This is a genomic window from Sulfurimonas sp. (assembly GCF_029027405.1).
Classification (GTDB): Bacteria; Campylobacterota; Campylobacteria; order Campylobacterales; family Sulfurimonadaceae; genus Sulfurimonas.
The window spans coordinates 763,946-784,952 of sequence record NZ_CP093396.1 but is presented as its reverse complement, the minus strand read 5'-3'; the positions used below and the strand labels follow the sequence as shown (position 1 = coordinate 784,952).

General features: G+C 31.8%; 11 protein-coding genes. All 11 read right to left on the bottom strand.

Annotated elements, in window-relative coordinates; genetic code table 11:
* Positions 1-90: 90 nt before the first annotated feature.
* The 11 genes from MOV42_RS03845 to MOV42_RS03795 all read right to left on the bottom strand — a co-directional run bounded on the left by MOV42_RS03845 (position 91) and on the right by MOV42_RS03795 (position 20,932).
* Positions 91-2,685, bottom strand: a complete 2,595-nt coding sequence (locus MOV42_RS03845) for a phospholipase effector Tle1 domain-containing protein (RefSeq protein WP_324172481.1) — start codon at positions 2,683-2,685, stop codon at positions 91-93.
* Positions 2,685-4,037, bottom strand: coding sequence for a tetratricopeptide repeat protein (locus tag MOV42_RS03840; RefSeq protein ID WP_324172480.1), 1,353 nt, complete (start codon positions 4,035-4,037; stop codon positions 2,685-2,687). The genes MOV42_RS03845 and MOV42_RS03840 overlap by 1 nt, the downstream gene beginning before the upstream one ends.
* Positions 4,030-6,888, bottom strand: coding sequence for a type VI secretion system Vgr family protein (locus MOV42_RS03835; protein WP_324172479.1), 2,859 nt, complete (start codon positions 6,886-6,888; stop codon positions 4,030-4,032). The genes MOV42_RS03840 and MOV42_RS03835 overlap by 8 nt, the downstream gene beginning before the upstream one ends.
* A gap of 116 nt (positions 6,889-7,004) precedes the next feature.
* Positions 7,005-7,523, bottom strand: a complete 519-nt coding sequence (locus tag MOV42_RS03830; protein ID WP_324172468.1) for an Hcp family type VI secretion system effector — start codon at positions 7,521-7,523, stop codon at positions 7,005-7,007.
* Between the two features lie 114 nt (positions 7,524-7,637).
* Positions 7,638-9,986 carry a phospholipase effector Tle1 domain-containing protein gene (locus MOV42_RS03825; protein ID WP_324172478.1) on the bottom strand — a complete coding sequence of 783 codons (2,349 nt, stop codon included), beginning with the start codon at positions 9,984-9,986 and terminating at the stop codon, positions 7,638-7,640.
* Positions 9,986-11,038, bottom strand: coding sequence for a hypothetical protein (locus tag MOV42_RS03820; RefSeq protein WP_324172477.1), 1,053 nt, complete (start codon positions 11,036-11,038; stop codon positions 9,986-9,988). Before MOV42_RS03820 ends, MOV42_RS03825 begins: the two co-directional genes overlap by 1 nt.
* A 4-nt stretch (positions 11,039-11,042) precedes the next feature.
* Entirely contained in the window at positions 11,043-13,910 is a 2,868-nt protein-coding gene (locus MOV42_RS03815; RefSeq protein ID WP_324172476.1) for a type VI secretion system Vgr family protein, read from the bottom strand.
* A gap of 116 nt (positions 13,911-14,026) precedes the next feature.
* Complete coding sequence (locus MOV42_RS03810; RefSeq protein WP_324172468.1) at positions 14,027-14,545, bottom strand: Hcp family type VI secretion system effector; 519 nt, start codon at positions 14,543-14,545, stop codon at positions 14,027-14,029.
* 114 nt (positions 14,546-14,659) lie between these two features.
* On the bottom strand, positions 14,660-17,005 hold the full coding sequence (locus MOV42_RS03805; RefSeq protein ID WP_324172475.1) for a phospholipase effector Tle1 domain-containing protein: 2,346 nt from the start codon (positions 17,003-17,005) through the stop codon (positions 14,660-14,662).
* Positions 17,005-18,060 (bottom strand): tetratricopeptide repeat protein, encoded by a 1,056-nt coding sequence (locus MOV42_RS03800; protein WP_324172474.1) that lies wholly within the window; start codon positions 18,058-18,060, stop codon positions 17,005-17,007. Before MOV42_RS03800 ends, MOV42_RS03805 begins: the two co-directional genes overlap by 1 nt.
* Positions 18,050-20,932 carry a type VI secretion system Vgr family protein gene (locus MOV42_RS03795; protein ID WP_324172473.1) on the bottom strand — a complete coding sequence of 961 codons (2,883 nt, stop codon included), beginning with the start codon at positions 20,930-20,932 and terminating at the stop codon, positions 18,050-18,052. The genes MOV42_RS03800 and MOV42_RS03795 overlap by 11 nt, the downstream gene beginning before the upstream one ends.
* Between the last annotated feature and the right edge of the window lie 75 nt (positions 20,933-21,007).

Sequence of the window (21,007 nt, the reverse complement as noted above, 5' to 3'; positions counted from 1 at the left end):
CTTATAGTTAATTTGGGTTTTATTATAGTCTTTAAAATACAACAAACAACTTAAAAAATATGCTTATTTGTTATATTACAATTATCGAAGTTAACTAATAAAGCAAGATTGTTTTTTTGTTGAGCTATATTTAACTCTTTTGCCGTAAATTTCCACTTTCTTATTGGTATAGTTGTCCATTGAAGGCATATTTACATCAATAGGAGCTATTCCATCTAAATCAGCTGAATGATGAAGATATCCTTGTCTTAACTCTTTATGTAAATCACCATGCATTTCGAATTTATCTTCTTTTAGCTCTTTATATACTTTATATAAAAATTTATTATTTCTTGAATCAATTTTATATTGAGTTGAGATATCTTCAAAAGGAACTTTTTCTGAATTATCATCTGAGTTCAAAGCTTCCGTGTGCATAAGCTTCAAGCTAACATACTCATACTTATTTGAAATTTTTGGTCTGTATATATATAAATTATCATCTTCAATCAAGTTTTTAATTCTATAAAAACCAGCTTTTTTATTTCGCTTAATTTCTTTTATATCTTCAGCTGCCTCTACAAATAAGTCTGGACTGCTCTTTATCCACTCATACTTTTTATTCCATTTAAGAAGCAATTTTTCATTCTCATCAGCGATATAACGAGGACTCTTTTCTTTATCCATATAACCACCACCGACATCAGCGTGTGCCCCAGGAAGAGCTATCTCTTTCATTTTTGAATCTTCTTGAAACTTTTTAGAAGCACTCTCAGTAATATGTGTCATAGCAAAGTTTTTTCTGTACTCATCTTCAGCTGTGAGATGAACAAGTCTTCCTAATTTAGCCTCTTTAAAATCTAAATTTAAATCTTTATTATCATTTGCTTGACAAATCCCATAATGAGCTACAGTATCGTAAATCCCTATAAAACGAAACGAAACAGAATCTATCTGTAGTTTTCTTGCATATTTTTTGTAATATGGATTATAGTAGTCTACATTTCGTTTATTTCTACCTACACTTTTTGTAACAGTAATTTTTTCAATATCTGTTCGTAGAGGATTAAAGTAGTAACGTCCTTCTACCTTTGTATAAACACCACCTTGCTCTGGATAAAAAGGAGAAAATATGTTTTTTGATTCATCACTTGTATTTAGTGTATATTTACGTGTTGTATCAGATGTCTGGACATCATACTCTTTCATTATAGAACTCACAAAGTGTCTTGCTTCTGCCGCTCCACGTGAGAATCCAAAAACATCAAGAACCAATTCATTTACTAAGTTATAATTATTATGACGTAAGTTTTTAGCTATTTTATCGCAGGTATATACTATATGGGCTAATACACCGGTACTTCCAAATGCCAATCCTAAACCTATTTTACTATCTGACTTTAGTTTCCCACTCTCATAAGGGTCTATACAACCATCTCCACTAGCATATACTTTAAAGCTGTCTTTTATATATTTCCTTGGCTCTGAGTCTTTTAGATTTAAGGGGTCATAAGCTTTGTAATGTTCGAACAAACGTTTGATATTTGTATATCCATTCACAAAACTACTGCCCTCCCCTGAAGGAAGAATCTCATCATATACATACTCTTTTACTAGAGTCTCTTTATACTCTTGTGTGTCTGCATCTAGTATTATCCCATCTTTAACAGCTTTCTCAGTATCTTTGTTTAACTTTCCATCTTTAATATTTATAAGAAAGTCATAGACTTTATCTGAATGATCTGATGCTCTATCTTGAAACCAAGACTTATATTTTGTATCTTCGTTGTTTATCTTGTCTTTTGATGAGTTTTGGAAATAACGGACATTTTCTTGGATTTCGTCACGAATTCTATTGATGATTACATCTTTTCTTGGTTCATCAACTTCTCTTATGTATGTTGCTGCATTTGGATAGAATTTTTCATTATGTACATCTTCTTTCTTAATATAATCTACTATTGCTTCAGTATCCAAAACAATTTTAGTTTGCTCACTAAGGTACTTATGAAAATCAAGATTAAAGTCTACATTATACATACTGTTTTTAGTTCCATCGAAAAATACTCCATACTCAACTAGAACCTTTGGCATCAAAGAAACAGAAGCATGTTCACTTAGAACTAGTACATCATAAACATCATCTTTTTTATTGTATATATAAGGGAGTGCTACTAAAGCATAAGCTTCATCTTCTATATTATCAGCATATAAGTATTGATTACAGATTTTAACATCTAACCTAAGGTATCCAAAATTTGAATGCATATTTTTATCATTTTTTAACACAGAAGCTTCATCAAAAAAACCAAAGCCTTTTAGAAGACTTTTTAACTTATTAGCATCTTTAGACGGTGTACTTTGACGAATTATCCATTTATTTTTAAACTTTGAGGGATAAGTTCTAAACTCAGATATTTTTGTTTTATCTAAAGTAAAGGCAGGTTCATCTTTTGCATTTACACACTCTTGTAAAAGTGGGAGGTATCTGTCTTTTATCTCATTAATTCTATCTTCATTACTTTTTGCTTTATCATTTAGAAACGCATCGCCTAACTCATCTCGTCCAACTACTAAAAAAGCCCATCTTGTTCTAGCATTCTGCGCGGCAGCGACTCCACTATTATTATAAAAAAACCGTACAACATGCATAAACTCTGTATCATGATAATAGACATTTGATGAGCCTCTTTTTATTTCTGACATTATTTTTGTGCCTTTAGTTTTTTTAGTTGTTTTTTTGCACGTTTGCTACCAAGTTTAGAAGCTTTTTTATACCAATAAATTGCTTTTTCTTTGTCTTTTAAATCTCTTTGATAAATATTTCCAAGATTATTAGCTGCTTTCATACTTCCTAGTTTAGCACTTCTTTTATACCATTTTATTGCATTTTTATAATCTTTTTTATCATGATAATCATATCCGCGTCTAAACCCAGCAAAGCCACAACCCATGGCATCTGCTTTATCTAGCCATTCCATAGATTTTTTTTCATCATTTAATTTTTCATAAACTATTACTAAGTCTTCAGTTCCTTTGCAATCTTTCATTTCATAAGCTTTCGTGTACCATTTAATAGCTTTTTCTTTATCTTTAAGGTCTTTTAAATAAATATATCCAAGTAAACTAGCCCCTCTTGCATTTCCATTCTCAATAGTTTTCAAACAATACTCTTTACATTTTTCAAAATCATTGTATTCATTGATATATATTTGAGCCATTCCCCAATATCCTCGACCATCACCAAGTTTACCAAGCTCTTCTAAGGCACTTAATGCCCCTTTTAAGTCGCCTTTCTTTCTAAGCATATGACCATATCCAAAATAAGCATCTTTATTATTAAGTGCCATTGCCCTTTTATACCATATTTGAGATTTATCATATTTAGCCATATTATCATACAGCACTGCTAGATTATAAATAGACTTATACTCACCTAACTCTGCCCCTTCTTTATAATAATCAATTGCATCATTAAGTCCATTTTCTATATAGGCTTCATGAAGACTTCCTAAAAGGTAGTAAGATTCTTTGGAAGCTTTTTTAGCACCTTTTAGATACTCTTTCTTTGCTTTTTGAAAGTCCTCTTTATCTAGGTAGAGATTCCCAAGATAGTTATATGCTTCAACATTACCTTTTTTTATCCACTCTTGATAATAAGCAATAGCTTCATCTTCTTTAAGTAGCTTTTTTTCTAAGATTGAACCCGCTCTAAATACTGAATCTTTATAATTTTTATCTGCTGCTTTTTTAAACCATTTTACTGCAAGGTCATACTCTTTTTTCTGCTCTTCATAAATTCCACCAAGATAGTACATAGCTTTTGCATCATCTTGAAGAGTTACTTGTTTGTAAAGATTAATAGCTTCATCAAATCTATTTTTAGTAACAAGGTAACCTGCTAAGAAGTTTATATCTTCTACAGATTTACTATTATTAACTTCTTTTTTTAAACACTCTATATATTTATTTGTAGTTTCTAACTTATCTGTACATATTGAAACATCAGCATTTAATGCTGTTAGTAAAAATAATATTATTAATAAAAATCTATTCATTACTTTTTTCTTCTCCATTTATCTCTTCTTCACTATCTGCAAAATTGGCATGTGCAACGGCAACATTCATTTGAGTTGTTTCTATATATGCTGTTATTTTAGGGTCTAGTTTTTCACCCTTATAGGTATGAGTCATTGTCCCTTTTGCATTTGACGCAGGAACATCTTTACCTTCTACTGTCCATCTTGTTTCTGCTTTTTCTTCTTCAGTAATCTCATCAACATTATATATTGCTTGAGCTTCAAACTCTTTATTGTCATTGTTCGTAATATTAACGAGAATATCTTCTACCTCAAGATAACGCTTAAGTTCAGTAACTTCATATCCCTCTTCAACTGCATCAACTACAAATGCATGAGCATGTCCGTGTTTATAGACATTCTCTTTTTCTAGTGTAACAGACATTTTTAAACCTTTGCTGTTAATGGTATCGTCTGTTGGGTTGTCTGTTAATATATCTTTATTCTCTTGGTCATTATTTTTAATGAAGTACCAGTTGATTTGTGCCTCTTGTGTTGTTGTAAGTTCTGTTGTTTCACTCCATGCACCATCTTCAAACTTTTCTACACTAGCTGTGTATGTTAATACTTGGGTAATCTCATCTTGTTTAGTAATGCTTGCTTCAACTTTTGTAACTCTTAGTTTATTATAAAGTGGTTTTTCTATTTTAGCAATAGCAATGTTACTCGCTGTTACTCCTGCATTTCCTGAGTTAGTATCAACTTTTGATGCTTTTAGATGAATCCCTCCTCCATCTACAGTTAGAACACTTCCCCCACACTTTAGGCTTATTCCATCACTTGCTTCTATTTCTACAGTTTCAGCTTCTTGTTTAATTGTTTTTGCGTTTAAATGGTAAGAACTTGTTATTTCAATTCCAAGTTCTGCTTCTATTTGTAAAAATAGATTTGCTAAATATTTTTCTTTTTGGTCTTTTTCTATATAGTGAGTTACTTGACCTTTTATCCTTTGGATAAGATCTTGTTCTATGATTGTTTTTTGATTATTATTGATGATGGTATTAGCATCTCTAAGTATATGTATCTCTTGGTCTTCTTTGATTGTTAGTATCTGCTCTTTTTCTATTGTCTTTATCTCATTACCTAGTATATTTACTTTCTTATCATTTCCTATTGTTTGGGTTGAATCGTTTTGGACAGAGAGTTCTAGGTCATTATCTATGATTGTTTTTTTATTATTTGCTATATGTGTATTACTATTGTTTAGTACATTTAGTTCATAATCATTCTGTGCTCTTAGGCTTAGTAACTCTTCTCCTTGTTTATCTTCAAAGAGTAGTTCATTATATCCCTCTTTATCTTCGTATTGGGGTGTTGTTTGGGTTTTTATAAATGACTTTGTTTTTTCTTTTGGCAGGTTAAATGGATGTCGGTTCTCTCCATTGTGCAAAGCTCCCGTTATTATTGGTCTATCTATATCTCCATTTATAAAGCTTACTATTACTTCAGAGTTAACTCTAGGTAAGAACTGTACGCCATAGCCATCTCCACTATAAATATTTGAGAGTGGTACATAAGCAGAGGTAGGTCTCTTTTCATCAAAGTGAAATATTACTTTTATCTCTCCTCTTTCGTTTACATCTATTTCATTTGCAAACTTTTGAGTATCTTTATCTGTATTTGATACTATTGCTGTTTGTATAGAGTGGATTCGTGGTTTAGAAGTAATTACTTGGGGTCTATATATAACTTCACTTGGGATTGCTATGAACTCTACACTGTACTGTGCTTGTTGTTCATCATCTGCAACTTGAGCATACTCATCTAAGGCATTTGGAAATGTTGCTTTATACTTTACACTTAGAACAATTACTTGAGTATTCTTATGTCCTTTAATATCTTTTAGGTTTAGCACCACTCCATCTTTAACACTTAATTCTTCTGAGTTTCCTACGACTCTAATACCTTGTGAAAAACCTTGTTCTGCATCTATCTTTGCATAACGAGAGAGGTCTTTATACAAAGACTCATCTAGTTTATCAAGTCTATCACGGAGAGTCTCTTTTTTTATATCTGAGCGTAATTGGGATGTTACTTCATTATCAGCAAAAGTATGACTATGCATTACTTGTCCTGCTTGTATATTGAAGTCTAAAGAAGGCTTTTTATTTTCATAATAGTCTTGTGCTTGTGCTGATGTTGAAAATGTTTTAACTTTATTATATGTACATTCTATGATTTCTGTATTTAGTGGAGCATGTTCGTTTAGTTCACATAGGGTAACTGTGTATGGATTATTTGAAGATGCATCTATTAGAAGGATGTAACCTTCTTCTTCACACAACATTTTAATAAATTCAAAATCACTTTGTTTATACTGTGTACAAGTATGACGCTTTGGTATAGTTTGAGTATCTATTTTTACATCAAGTTGAATATTTAGTAGTACTGAATATTTTGCAATGATAGATGAAATGATATCAGGTACATTCATCTCTTGATAAACTTCATATCTTTGGTTAAGTGAAAGATAGTGTAGAGGGGATACTATTTTTATTTGGTAAAGCTTTTTTCTTGCTACACTTCCATTCTCTTTAGCTTCAATGATTTTTCCATATATCTTTTTAGAGTTTAGTGGGCTTGTTTCATCTCTTAAGTGTAGCTCTGTTTCTGTATCTACTATATCCTCTACATTTATCTCTTCATCACTTATGAAGGTAAGTTTATATTCGTATCCAGTTAAGATTGAACTTTTACCTTCTAGTTCATATACGCTATAGGAGTCTCTTCCTTGTATAATAGTATCTGCTTGATTATATTCAGATAGTTTTAGTTGGGCTGAGATTCGTTGGTGGATTTTACTGTTCATGAGAGATGTTAATTGTGACATTTTCTACCTTTTAAAGATACTTAGATACTTAATAAACTTTGGTATGAAAAGTACTAAAATATACTTTTCACACTAAAATTTATTTTCCGGGTTTCCCCGAAATAAAGTATAGGGGCTTACGCACCTACACCTACTCTCCAGTCATCTTCTCCAGATGTACTAGCAGTTTCATGTCTCCAAGAAATCTTTCTGTAAGAAAAAGATACTACTTCAAGAGGCATAACTTGAGCCGCTGATGAACTCTCTTGAGATTCCATAGATGCATCCATATTAGTTATTACAGCATCTTCAAGAGTCATACTGTAGTAATGTTCAGGTTTACCTGCATATGAAGTTCTATACCATTTAAGTTCTACTTTCTTTAAAGTCTCACCTTTAGTTAGTGCATTATAAAGAAGTGGTGAACTTTTATCAATTAGTTTAGTAACAATCAATGGGTTATGAGTTCTTTGACCTGTTGGTTGACCTGTAGTCGTATTTCGTGGGATGTTGATGTTGTGAGTAAATGCTTTTACTATCGCCTCATCTTCATGACCATTCTGATAAATATTACCTACTGATTCTGGTGTTGTTGCACCTTCTGTTATATTACCTTGTGTGCTACCTTCGATTGACATAAAAACTGGATTATCCATTTAATTTCCTTATAGTTAATTTGGGTTTTATTATAGTCTTTAAAATACAACAAACAACTTAAACTGTGAAATAATGAGTTATTTATGTTAAAAAGACTTTAGAGCTTAGATTTACTAAACATAATGTACATCACGCTTTCCATACAAGATATTTTCATCTCCTCTGTTTGGATGGTGGGCGATACCTGAAGTTGAAGAGTGGTGCAAGAACTGTGACTTAAACTTCTTTAAATACGCATCATCTAAGTCAAGTACCTTAGTCTTTTCTAATTCTTTCATATTTTTGTATGTTAATTTTCCAAGATTTTTCATAGGAACAAGTTTCTTTGCTTTTTCAAACATATATTCAAATGGTATTTGAGCATACTCTGCATCAATGGATTTTCTATACATGTGGATATAATATGTAGTATCATCTTCCATGTTTTCATCTCCCTCATTTTCCCATTTATCAATATAAAACCCATCTGCAATTTTTTTACTGTCAATATCTTTTAAAAACTCTTTTTTATTATTTATAAATTCAAATTTTGCATCTTTAACCCAAGAATATAATTTATTCCATTTCTTTAGTTTAGAAATGACCTTTTTATCAAAAGAAGGGTCTATATCATGGAAAAATTGTGTCGGAAGGTTACGAAGTTCATCATTATCATCGCCATACCCACCACCAACATCAGAGTGTGCTCCAAAAAACTCTTTCTCTTCAAAGTGCTTTGGTAGTTGCTCACTACTAGATGTTTTAATAGAAAAAAGGTCAAAGTTATATCTGTACTCTTGTTGAGCAGTTAAATGAACTACTCTTGAGACCTTTTTATGATGTAGTTTTAAATCTAAATCTTCAGCATCATTTTTTTGGATGAGTCCATAATGAGGAACCGTATCAAAAATACCTACAAAACGAAAAATAATTCTGTCAATGATAATCTGGTCTTTTTCATCATTTCCCTCTTTAATCAAATAGGGATAGAGATTTTCACCATTTTTACTAAGTTCATATTCTATATAAGTTTTACCTTTTTTATCTGTTACTTCTCTCTCAAACACGGTATCTAATTCTTTTGAAATTGAACCCACAAAATGTCTAGCTTCTGCTGCTCCACGAGAAAATCCAAAAACATCTAAAACTAAAGTATCAATATATCCTGTACTAAACCCTTTTAACTCTCTTCTTAAGTCTTTACAAGCCTGTTCAACCTTAGTAACAACGCCTGTTGAAAACATTGCAAGAGCTGAACCACGGAACACTTCATCTTCCTCTTTTTTACCAGTTTTTCTACTGTCATAAGTTCCAGCACCAGTAATGTAGAGCTTTTTTCTGTAACATTTGTAAAGATGCTGTTCTTTATGACTTGAATTATTTACTTGTGTGTTATACAAATCATACAGTTTAACAACATTAGTGTCATCCCCTGTATAACTAGAATCTTTTCCACTTGGTAGAAGCTCATCAACAATAAACTCATCTACCTCTTTTGAATCTTCATCACGAAAATAATCATATATCTTATCAGCATCGTAAGAGACTTTGTCTTGCCACATTCCAAAAAACCAGCTTCCACCATCATACTTTTTTTCGGATATTGAAATGTGACCGTAGGAACCTATGTTTTCTTTTAGGTCTTTGAAGATTAACTTTAATACTTCAGACTTTGGAATATTTGGGTCATCAAGTTGACTTTCCCAGCTACCATCTGGAGCTAACTCAATATTATCAATCAAGAATTCTTTCTTTGCTAGATAGTTTTCATAATCCAAACGCATCTGTGTATTAAACTTATTATTATTGGTTCCATCAAAAAAGAGACCACACTCAAAGCGGATTTTTGGAAGAAGAGCAACGATAGGGTTTTGCGCTTTTATAAGCTCTAACTTATTATCTTCACCTTTGTAACCATAAGCCCACGCTACCACTGCAAAAGCGTGATGTTTATAAGAACCTTCTGTTTTACCTTTTTCTTTTTGAATAAGTTTATGACACTCTTTTGTAGAAAAAGGAAGAACCATTCGTGTTCTCATTGCACCTTTTTCTTTATGGACAGCATCTAAGGTCTTTGCTTGTGCATTCATATGATAAACTTTTAGTAACCCTTCTAAAGAGGTGCTAGAACATGCAACGGATTGAACTAAGTTAATATGTTTCCCACTTTTAACAACCATCTGTTGTTTTATCTTACTTCGTTCACTCACTGCGTTTTCATCAATAGCAGATTTAACTAAGGGGGCATACTTGCTTTTAATAGCATCTAGAAGAGACTCGTTATCTTTGTTAGCTTTTCGTAACTCTTGACTCTCTTTATATCCAACAAGCAAATAAGCCCATCGAATTTTTTCATTAAAAGAAGCACATTGAGCATTTGAGTCTGTACTCGCTTCATTTCCTGTTAAAGCTTGGGCAATTAATATCATAGCATCTTCGTTAAAGGCTACTGCTCCTAAGGCTCGTTTCTCTTTTTTTGCCATTATAGTAATCCTTTCTTTATTAAGTATTTTATAGCTTTTTCGTTGCCCATAGATGCGGCTTTTTTATACCATTTATTCGCTTTATTGTTGTCACGGTAGATATGTCTATATAAAGAACCAATGCCATATGTTGCCGTGTGACTACCTAATTCACTTGCACGCTTATAGCTTTTTAAAGTATTTTCATAATCTTCATATTCACTATACACATAACCTAGTTCGCCTATTCTTTTGGGATTATTTCCCTGCGCTCTTTTTTTATAGCACTCTAAAGCCTTAACCTTATCTTTAATTATTTTTTTATACATCAAACAAACCATTTGATTTTCATCTGCTTTTCTAAACCACATCTCCGCAGTTTTATAATCTTTTTTATCTCCATAATAAAGACCAAGGTTATGCATTGCCATCTTATTACCAAGCTTTGCAGCTTCTTGATAGTATTCCAACTCTTTTTCTCTATTATTTAAGAATTTTTTCATATAGGTATTTCCTAAGGATACTAACCATTTGTCCTTTTTCTTAGGGTATTGGGTTAGCATCTCATTAAGAATTTCAATTCTCTTTTCGTATGCCTCAATTCTAAAATAAAAATTCGCTAAAAAACGCTTATTCCAATAAACATCTTCATCTTTTTTTATAGCTTTTTTATATATCTCTATGGTGTTACTTTTACCATAAACATTTTCCATCGTTTCATTAAGATGTTGCATGGCATCATCATAATCTTGCATGGCAGATTTTTTATACCATTTAAGAGCTTCTTTTTTATCATCAAGAGCTTCATCATAAATACCACCTAAGAAAAAAGCAGCTTTAGCATCACCTTTTTTTGCTGACTTTTTATACCAAGAGATAGACTTATCATATTCTTTATCTATTGCGTAAAATGATGCTAAGAAGTTTATATCTTCAATACTGTCTGTTTTTTTTGCTTCTTTTTCTAAACATTTCACAAAACTACTTTTACCATCGCCTACTTGACAACTTCCAACTTTTGCTTGGAGTACGCTAGTTATTACTAAAAATGCTAATATATATTTATAAATCATTATTTTAAACTTCCTTTTCATCCTTAATGTCGCCTGTCTTTTTCTCTTCACTTTCAACATCATTACTCAAAGTAATAATAGCTGCATTTTCAGGATTTCCTTCGATATAAGCTTTAAAGAGAACATCTCTAACTTTCTCTTCTTTTAAATCGTGTGTTATCTCTATTTTTCCATTTAGCTCTGATTTCTCTTTTCCGTTAATGTTCCAACGAATTTTTGCTTTTTCATCTTCTTTAATATCTTCAACATTTAATGTTGCTTCACATTCTACTGAACCATCTTTTATTTTTCCTACATGATAAATATTTTCTACTTCAAGATAACGCATAAGTTCAGTAACTTCATATCCCTCTTCAACTGCATCAACTACAAATGCATGAGCATGTCCGTGTTTATAGATATTCTCTTTTTCTAGTGTAACAGACATTTTTAAACCTTTGCTGTTAATGGTATCGTCTGTTGGGTTATCTGTTAATATATCTTTATTCTCTTGGTCATTGTTTTTAATGAAGTACCAGTTGATTTGTGCCTCTTGTGTTGTTGTAAGTTCTGTTGTTTCACTCCATGTTCCATCTTCAAACTTTTCTACACTAGCTGTGTATGTTAATACTTGGGTAATCTCATCTTGTTTAGTAATGCTTGCTTCAACTTTTGTAACTTTGAGTTTATTATAGAGTGGTTTTTCTATTTTAGCAATAGCAATGTTACTCGCTGTTACTCCTCCATTTCCTGAGTTAGTATCAACTTTTGATGCTTTTAGATGAATCCCTCCTCCATCTACAGTTAGAACACTTCCCCCACACTTTAGGCTTATTCCATCACTTGCTTCTAGTTCTACAGTTTCAGCTTCTTGTTTAATTGTTTTTGCGTTTAAATGGTAAGAACTTGTTATTTCAATCCCAAGTTCTGCTTCTATTTGTAAAAATAGATTTGCTAAGTATTTCTCTTTTTGGTCTTTTTCTATATAGTGAGTTACTTGACCTTTTATCCTTTGGATAAGATCTTGTTCTATGATTGTTTTTTGATTATTATTGATGATGGTGTTAGCATCTTTAAGTATATGTATCTCTTGGTCTTCTTTGATTGTTAGTATTTGCTCTTTTTCTATTGTCTTTATCTCATTACCTAGTATATTTACTTTCTTATCATTTCCTATTGTTTGGGTTGAATCGTTTTGGACAGAGAGTTCTAGGTCATTATCTATGATTATTTTTTTATTGTTTGCTATATGTGTATTACTATTGTTTAGTACATTTAGTTCATAATCATTCTGTGCTCTTAGGCTTAGTAACTCTTCTCCTTGTTTATCTTCAAAGAGTAGTTCATTATATCCCTCTTTATCTTCGTATTGGGGTGTTGTTTGGGTTTTTATAAATGACTTTGTTTTTTCTTTTGGCAGGTTAAATGGATGTCGGTTCTCTCCATTGTGCAAGGCTCCCGTTATTATTGGTCTATCTATATCTCCATTTATAAAGCTTACTATTACTTCAGAGTTAACTCTAGGTAAGAACTGTACTCCATAGCCATCTCCACTATAGATATTTGAGAGTGGTACATAAGCAGAGGTCGGTCTCTTTTCATCAAAGTGAAATATTACTTTTATCTCTCCTCTTTCGTTTACATCTATTTCATTTGCAAACTTTTGAGTATCTTTATCTGTATTTGAAACTATTGCTGTTTGTATAGAGTGGATTCGTGGTTTAGAAGTAATTACTTGGGGTCTATATATAACATCACTTGGGATTGCTATAAACTCTACACTGTACTGTGCTTGTTGTTCATCATCTGCAACTTGAGCATACTCATCTAAGGCATTTGGAAATGTTGCTTTATACTTTACACTTAGAACAATTACTTGAGTATTCTTATGTCCTTTAATATCTTTTAGGTTTAGAACTACTCCATCTTTAACACTTAATTCTTCTGAGTTTCCTAGAACTCTAATACCTTGTGAGAATCCTTGTTCTGCATCTATCTTTGCATAACGAGAGAGGTCTTTATACAGAGACTCATCTAGTTTATCAAGTCTATCACGGAGAGTCTCTTTTTTTATATCTGAGCGTAATTGGGATGTTACTTCATTATCAGCAAAAGTATGACTATGCATTACTTGTCCTGCTTGTATATTGAAGTCTAAAGAAGGCTTTTTATTTTCATAATAGTCTTGTGCTTGTGCTGATGTTGAAAATGTTTTAACTTTATTATATGTACATTCTATGATTTCTGTATTTAGTGGAGCATGTTCGTTTAGTTCACATAGGGTAACTGTGTATGGATTATTTGAAGATGCATCTATTAGAAGGATGTAACCTTCTTCTTCACACAACATTTTAATAAATTCAAAATCACTTTGTTTATACTGTGTACAAGTATGACGCTTTGGTATAGTTTGAGTATCTATTTTTACATCAAGTTGAATATTTAGTAGTACTGAATATTTTGCAATGATAGATGAAATGATATCAGGTACATTCATCTCTTGATAAACTTCATATCTTTGGTTAAGTGAAAGATAGTGTAGAGGGGATACTATTTTTATTTGGTAAAGCTTTTTTCTTGCTACACTTCCATTCTCTTTAGCTTCAATGATTTTTCCATATATCTTTTTAGAGTTTAGTGGGCTTGTTTCATCTCTTAAGTGTAGTTCTGTCTCTGTATCTACTATATCCTCTACATTTATCTCTTCATCACTTATAAAGGTAAGTTTATATTCGTACCCTGTTAAGATTGAACTTTTACCTTCTAGTTCATATACGCTATAGGAGTCTCTTCCTTGCATCATAGTATCTGCTTGATTATATTCAGATAGTTTTAGTTGGGCTGAGATTCGTTGGTGGATTTTACTGTTCATGGGAGATGTTAGTTGTGACATTTTCTACCTTTTAAAGATACTTAGATACTTAATAAACTTTGGTATGAAAAGTACAAAAATATACTTTTCACACTAAAATTTATTTTCCGGGTTTCCCCGAAATAAAGTATAGGGGCTTACGCTCCTACACCTACTCTCCAGTCATCTTCTCCAGATGTACTAGCAGTTTCATGTCTCCAAGAAATCTTTCTGTAAGAAAAAGATACTACTTCAAGAGGCATAACTTGAGCCGCTGATGAACTCTCTTGAGATTCCATAGATGCATCCATATTAGTTATTACAGCATCTTCAAGAGTCATACTGTAGTAATGCTCAGGTTTACCTGCATATGAAGTTCTATACCATTTAAGTTCTACTTTCTTTAAAGTCTCACCTTTAGTTAGTGCATTATAAAGAAGTGGTGAACTCTTATCAATTAGTTTAGTTACAATCAATGGGTTATGAGTTCTTTGACCTGTTGGTTGACCTGTAGTCGTATTTCGTGGGATGTTGATGTTGTGAGTAAATGCTTTTACTATCGCCTCATCTTCATGACCATTCTGATAAATATTACCTACTGATTCTGGTGTTGTTGCACCCTCTGTTATATTACCTTGTGTGCTACCTTCGATTGACATAAAAACTGGATTATCCATTTAATTTCCTTATAGTTAATTTGGGTTTTATTATAGTCTTTAAAATACAACAAACAACTTAAACTGTGAAATAATGAGTTATTTATGTTAAAAAGACTTTAGAGCTTAGATTTACTAAACATAATGTACATCACGCTTTCCATACAAGATATTTTCATCTCCGCTGTTTGGATGGTGGGCGATACCTGAAGTTGAAGAGTGGTGTAAAAACTGTGACTTAAACTTCTTTAAATACGCATCATCTAAGTCAAGTACCTTAGTCTTCTCTAATTCTTTCATATTTTTGTATGTTAATTTTCCAAGATTTTTCATAGGAACAAGTTTCTTTGCTTTTTCAAACATATATTCAAATGGTATTTGAGCATACTCTGCGTCAATGGATTTTCTGTACATGTAGATATAATATGTAGTATCATCTTCCATGTTTTCATCTCCCTCATTTTCCCATTTATCAATATAAAACCCATCTGCAATTTTTTTACTTTCAATATCTTTTAAAAACTCTTTTTTATTATTTATAAATTCAAATTTTGCATCTTTAACCCAAGAATATAATTTATTCCATTTCTTTAGTTTAGAAATGACCTTTTTATCAAAAGAAGGGTCTATATCATGGAAAAATTGTGTCGGAAGGTTACGAAGTTCATCATTATCATCGCCATACCCACCACCAACATCAGAGTGTGCTCCAAAAAACTCTTTCTCTTCAAAGTGCTTTGGTAGTTGCTCACTACTAGATGTTTTAATAGAAAAAAGGTCAAAGTTATATCTGTACTCTTGTTGAGCAGTTAAATGAACTACTCTTGAGACCTTTTTATGATGTAGTTTTAAATCTAAATCTTCAGCATCATTTTTTTGGATGAGTCCATAATGAGGAACCGTATCAAAAATACCTACAAAACGAAAAATAATTCTGTCAATTATAATCTGGTCTTTTTCATCATTTCCCTCTTTAATCAAATAGGGATAGAGATTTTCACCATTTTTACTAAGTTCATATTCTATATAAGTTTTACCTTTTTTATCTGTTACTTCTCTCTCAAACACGGTATCTAATTCTTTTGAAATTGAACCCACAAAATGTCTAGCTTCTGCTGCTCCACGAGAAAATCCAAAAACATCTAAAACTAAAGTATCAATATATCCTGTACTAAACCCTTTTAACTCTCTTCTTAAGTCTTTACAAGCCTGTTCAACCTTAGTTACTACGCCTGTTGAAAACATTGCAAGAGCTGAACCACGGAACACTTCATCTTCCTCTTTTTTACCAGTTTTTCTACTGTCATAAGTTCCAGCACCAGTAATGTAGAGCTTTTTTCTGTAACATTTGTAAAGATGCTGTTCTTTATGACTTGAATTATTTACTTGTGTGTTATACAAATCATACAGTTTAACAACATTAGTATCATCCCCTGTATAACTAGAATCTTTTCCACTTGGTAGAAGCTCATCAACAATAAACTCATCTACCTCTTTTGAATCTTCATCACGAAAATAATCATATATCTTATCAGCATCGTAAGAGACTTTGTCTTGCCACATTCCAAAAAACCAGCTTCCACCATCATACTTTTTTTCGGATATTGAAGTGTGACCATAGGAACCTATGTTTTCTTTTAGGTCTTTGAAGATTAGAGGTAAGACTTTTGATTTTGGAACATCTTTACTCATTATTAGTCGTTCTAAACTTTCTTCTGGAGCATTATTTGCATCAATTATTTTGTGTTTATTTTCTAAATATCTTTCATAATCCAAACGCATCTGTGTATTGAACTTATTATTATTGGTTCCATCAAAAAAGAGACCACACTCAAAGCGGATTTTTGGAAGAAGAGCGACGATAGGGTTTTGCGCTTTTATAAGCTCTAACTTATCATCTTCACCTTTGTAACCATAAGCCCACGCTACCACTGCAAAAGCGTGATGTTTATAAGAACCTTCTGTTTTACCTTTTTCTTTTTGAATAAGTTTATGACACTCTTTTGTAGAAAAAGGAAGAACCATTCTTGTTCTCATCGCACCTTTTTCTTTATGGACAGCATCTAAGGTCTTTGCTTGTGCATTCATATGATAAACTTTTAGTAACCCTTCTAAAGAGGTGCTAGAACATGCAACGGATTGAACTAAGTTAATATGTTTCCCACTTTTAACAACCATCTGCTGTTTTATCTTACTTCGTTCACTTACTGCGTTTTCATCAATAGCAGATTTAACTAAGGGGGCATACTTACTTTTAATAGCATCCAGAAGAGACTCGTTATCTTTGTTAGCTTTTCGTAACTCTTGACTCTCTTTATATCCAACAAGCAAATAAGCCCATCGAATTTTTTCATTAAAAGAAGCACATTGAGCATTTGAGTCTGTACTCGCTTCATTTCCTGTTAAAGCTTGGGCAATTAATATCATAGCATCTTCGTTAAAGGCTACTGCTCCTAAGGCTCGTTTCTCTTTTTTTGCCATTAGAGTAATCCTTTCTTTCTTAAGTATTTTATAGCTTTTTGGTTGCCCATAGATGCGGCTTTTTTATACCAAAATAACATTTTTTCTTTATTCTTTATATCATACTTATATACGACAGCTAAGTTTAGTGCAGCACCTGAATAATTTAAATTAACTAATTTTTCATATAAAGGAATAGCCTTTTCATATTCTCCATAACCTAGATGATACCAATATGCTAAGGCATATAAATCTTTGATTTTTCCACTTTCAGCCTCTTTTTGATAGCACTCTAAAGCTCTAACCTTATCTTTAATTATTTCTTTATACATCAAACAGACCATTTTATTTTCATCTGCTTTCCTAAACCACATCTCAGCTGTTTTATAATCGCCTTTTTCTGCATAGTCTAAACCAATATTATGCATAGCATTTGTACTTCCAAATTCAGCCGCTTGATGATAGTATTTATTTTCCATCTCTTTATTATTCATATAGTTTTTAGTATAAGCATCTGCTATCATTGTAAGCCAATCAGCCTTTTGTTTAGGAAACTCTTTAATTAATTCTTTTAAAATCTCTTCTCTTTTTGTATACTCTTTAACCCTAAAATAAAAGTTAGCTAAAAACTGCTTATTCCAATAAACATCTTCGCCTTTTTTTATAGCTTTTTTATATATATCTATGGTGTTACTTTTACCATAAACATTTTCCATCGTTTCATTAAGATGTTGCTTGGCATCATCATAATCTTGCATAGCAGATTTTTTATACCATTTAAGAGCTTCTTTTTTATCATCAAGAGCTTCATCATAAATACCACCTAAGAAAAAAGCAGCTTTAGCATCACCTTTTTCTGCTGACTTTTTATACCAAGAGATAGACTTATCATATTCTTTATCTATTGCGTAAAATGATGCTAAGAAGTTTATATCTTCAATACTGTCTGTTTTTTTTGCTTCTTTTACTAAACATTTCACAAAACTACTTTTACCATCGCCTACTTGACAACTTCCAAGCTTTGCTTGGAGTACGCTAGTTATTACTAAAAATGCTAATATATACTTAAGAATCATTATTTGAAACTTCCTTTTCATCCTTAATGTCGCCTGTTGTTTTCTCTTCATTTTCAACATCATTACTCAAAGTAATAATAGCTGCACTTTCAGGATTTCCTTCGATATAAGCTTTAAAGAGAATATCTCTAACTTTCTCTTCTTTTAAATCGTGTGTTATCTCTGTTTTTCCATTTAGCTCTGATTTCTCTTTTCCGTTAATGTTCCAACGAATTTTTGCTTTTTCATCTTCTTTAATATCTTCAACATTTAATGTTGCTTCACATTCTACTGAACCATCTTTTATTTTTCCTACATGATAAATATTTTCTACTTCAAGATAACGCATAAGTTCAGTAACTTCATATCCTTCTTCAACTGCATCAACTACAAATGCATGAGCATGTCCGTGTTTATAGATATTCTCTTTTTCGAGTGTAACAGACATTTTTAAACCTTTGATGTTAATGGTATCGTCTGTTGGGTTATCTGTTAATATATCTTTATTCTCTTGGTCATTATTTTTAATGAAGTACCAGTTGATTTGTGCCTCTTGTGTTGTTGTAAGTTCTGTTGTTTCACTCCATGTTCCATCTTCAAACTTTTCTACACTAGCTGTGTATGTTAATACTTGGGTAATCTCATCTTGTTTAGTAATGCTTGCTTCAACTTTTGTAACTTTGAGTTTATTATAGAGTGGTTTTTCTATTTTAGCAATAGCAATGTTACTCGCTGTTACTCCTCCATTTCCTGAGTTAGTATCAACTTTTGATGCTTTTAGATGAATCCCTCCTCCATCTACAGTTAGAACACTTCCCCCACACTTTAGGCTTATTCCATCACTTGCTTCTAGTTCTACAGTTTCAGCTTCTTGTTTAATTGTTTTTGCGTTTAAATGGTAAGAACTTGTTATTTCAATTCCAAGTTCTGCTTCTATTTGTAAAAATAGATTTGCTAAGTATTTTTCTTTTTGGTCTTTTTCTATATAGTGAGTTACTTGACCTTTTATCCTTTGGATAAGATCTTGTTCTATGATTGTTTTTTGATTATTATTGATGATGGTGTTAGCATCTCTAAGTATATGTATCTCTTGGTCTTCTTTGATTGTTAGTATTTGCTCTTTTTCTATTGTCTTTATCTCATTACCTAGTATATTTACTTTCTTATCATTTCCTATTGTTTGGGTTGAATCGTTTTGGACAGAGAGTTCTAGGTCATTATCTATGATTGTTTTTTTATTATTTGCTATATGTGTATTACTATTGTTTAGTACATTTAGTTCATAATCATTCTGTGCTCTTAGGCTTAGTAACTCTTCTCCTTGTTTATCTTCAAAGAGTAGTTCATTATATCCCTCTTTATCTTCGTATTGGGGTGTTGTTTGGGTTTTTATAAATGACTTTGTTTTTTCTTTTGGCAGGTTAAATGGATGTCGGTTCTCTCCATTGTGCAAAGCTCCCGTTATTATTGGTCTATCTATATCTCCATTTATAAAGCTTACTATTACTTCAGAGTTAACTCTAGGTAAGAACTGTACTCCATAGCCATCTCCACTATAAATATTTGAGAGTGGTACATAAGCAGAGGTAGGTCTCTTTTCATCAAAGTGAAATATTACTTTTATCTCTCCTCTTTCGTTTACATCTATTTCATTTGCAAACTTTTGAGTATCTTTATCTGTATTTGAAACTATTGCTGTTTGTATAGAGTGGATTCGTGGTTTAGAAGTAATTACTTGGGGTCTATATATAACATCACTTGGGATTGCTATGAACTCTACACTGTACTGTGCTTGTTGTTCATCATCTGCAACTTGAGCATACTCATCTAAGGCATTTGGAAATGTTGCTTTATATTTTACACTTAGAACAATTACTTGAGTATTCTTATGTCCTTTAATATCTTTTAGGTTTAGAACTACTCCATCTTTAACACTTAATTCTTCTGAGTTTCCTAGAACTCTAATACCTTGTGAAAAACCTTGCTCTGCATCTATCTTTGCATAACGAGAGAGGTCTTTATACAGAGACTCATCTAGTTTATCAAGTCTATCACGGAGAGTCTCTTTTTTTATATCTGAGCGTAATTGGGATGTTACTTCATTATCAGCAAAAGTATGACTATGCATTACTTGTCCTGCTTGTATACTGAAGTCTAAGGAAGGCTTTTTATTTTCATAATAGTCTTGTGCTTGTGCTGATGTTGAAAATGTTTTAACTTTATTATATGTACATTCTATGATTTCTGTATTTAGTGGAGCATGTTCGTTTAGTTCACAGAGGGTAACTGTGTATGGATTATTTGAAGATGCATCTATTAGAAGGATGTAACCTTCTTCTTCACACAACATTTTAATAAATTCAAAATCACTTTGTTTATACTGTGTACAAGTATGACGCTTTGGTATAGTTTGAGTATCTATTTTTACATCAAGTTGAATATTTAGTAGTACTGAATATTTTGCAATGATAGATGAAATGATATCAGGTACATTCATCTCTTGATAAACTTCATATCTTTGGTTAAGTGAAAGATAGTGTAGAGGGGATACTATTTTTATTTGGTAAAGCTTTTTTCTTGCTACACTTCCATTCTCTTTAGCTTCAATGATTTTTCCATATATCTTTTTAGAGTTTAGTGGGCTTGTTTCATCTCTTAAGTGTAGTTCTGTCTCTGTATCTACTATATCTTCTACATTTATCTCTTCATCACTTATGAAGGTAAGTTTATATTCGTATCCAGTTAAGATTGAACTTTTACCTTCTAGTTCATATACGCTATAGGAGTCTCTTCCTTGCATTATAGTATCTGCTTGATTATATTCAGGTAGTTTTAGTTGGGCTGAGATTCGTTGGTGGATTTTACTGTTCATGGGAGATGCTAGTTGTGACATTTTCTACCTTTTAAAGATACTTAGATACTTAATAAACTTTGGTATGAAAAGTACTAAAATATACTTTTCACACTA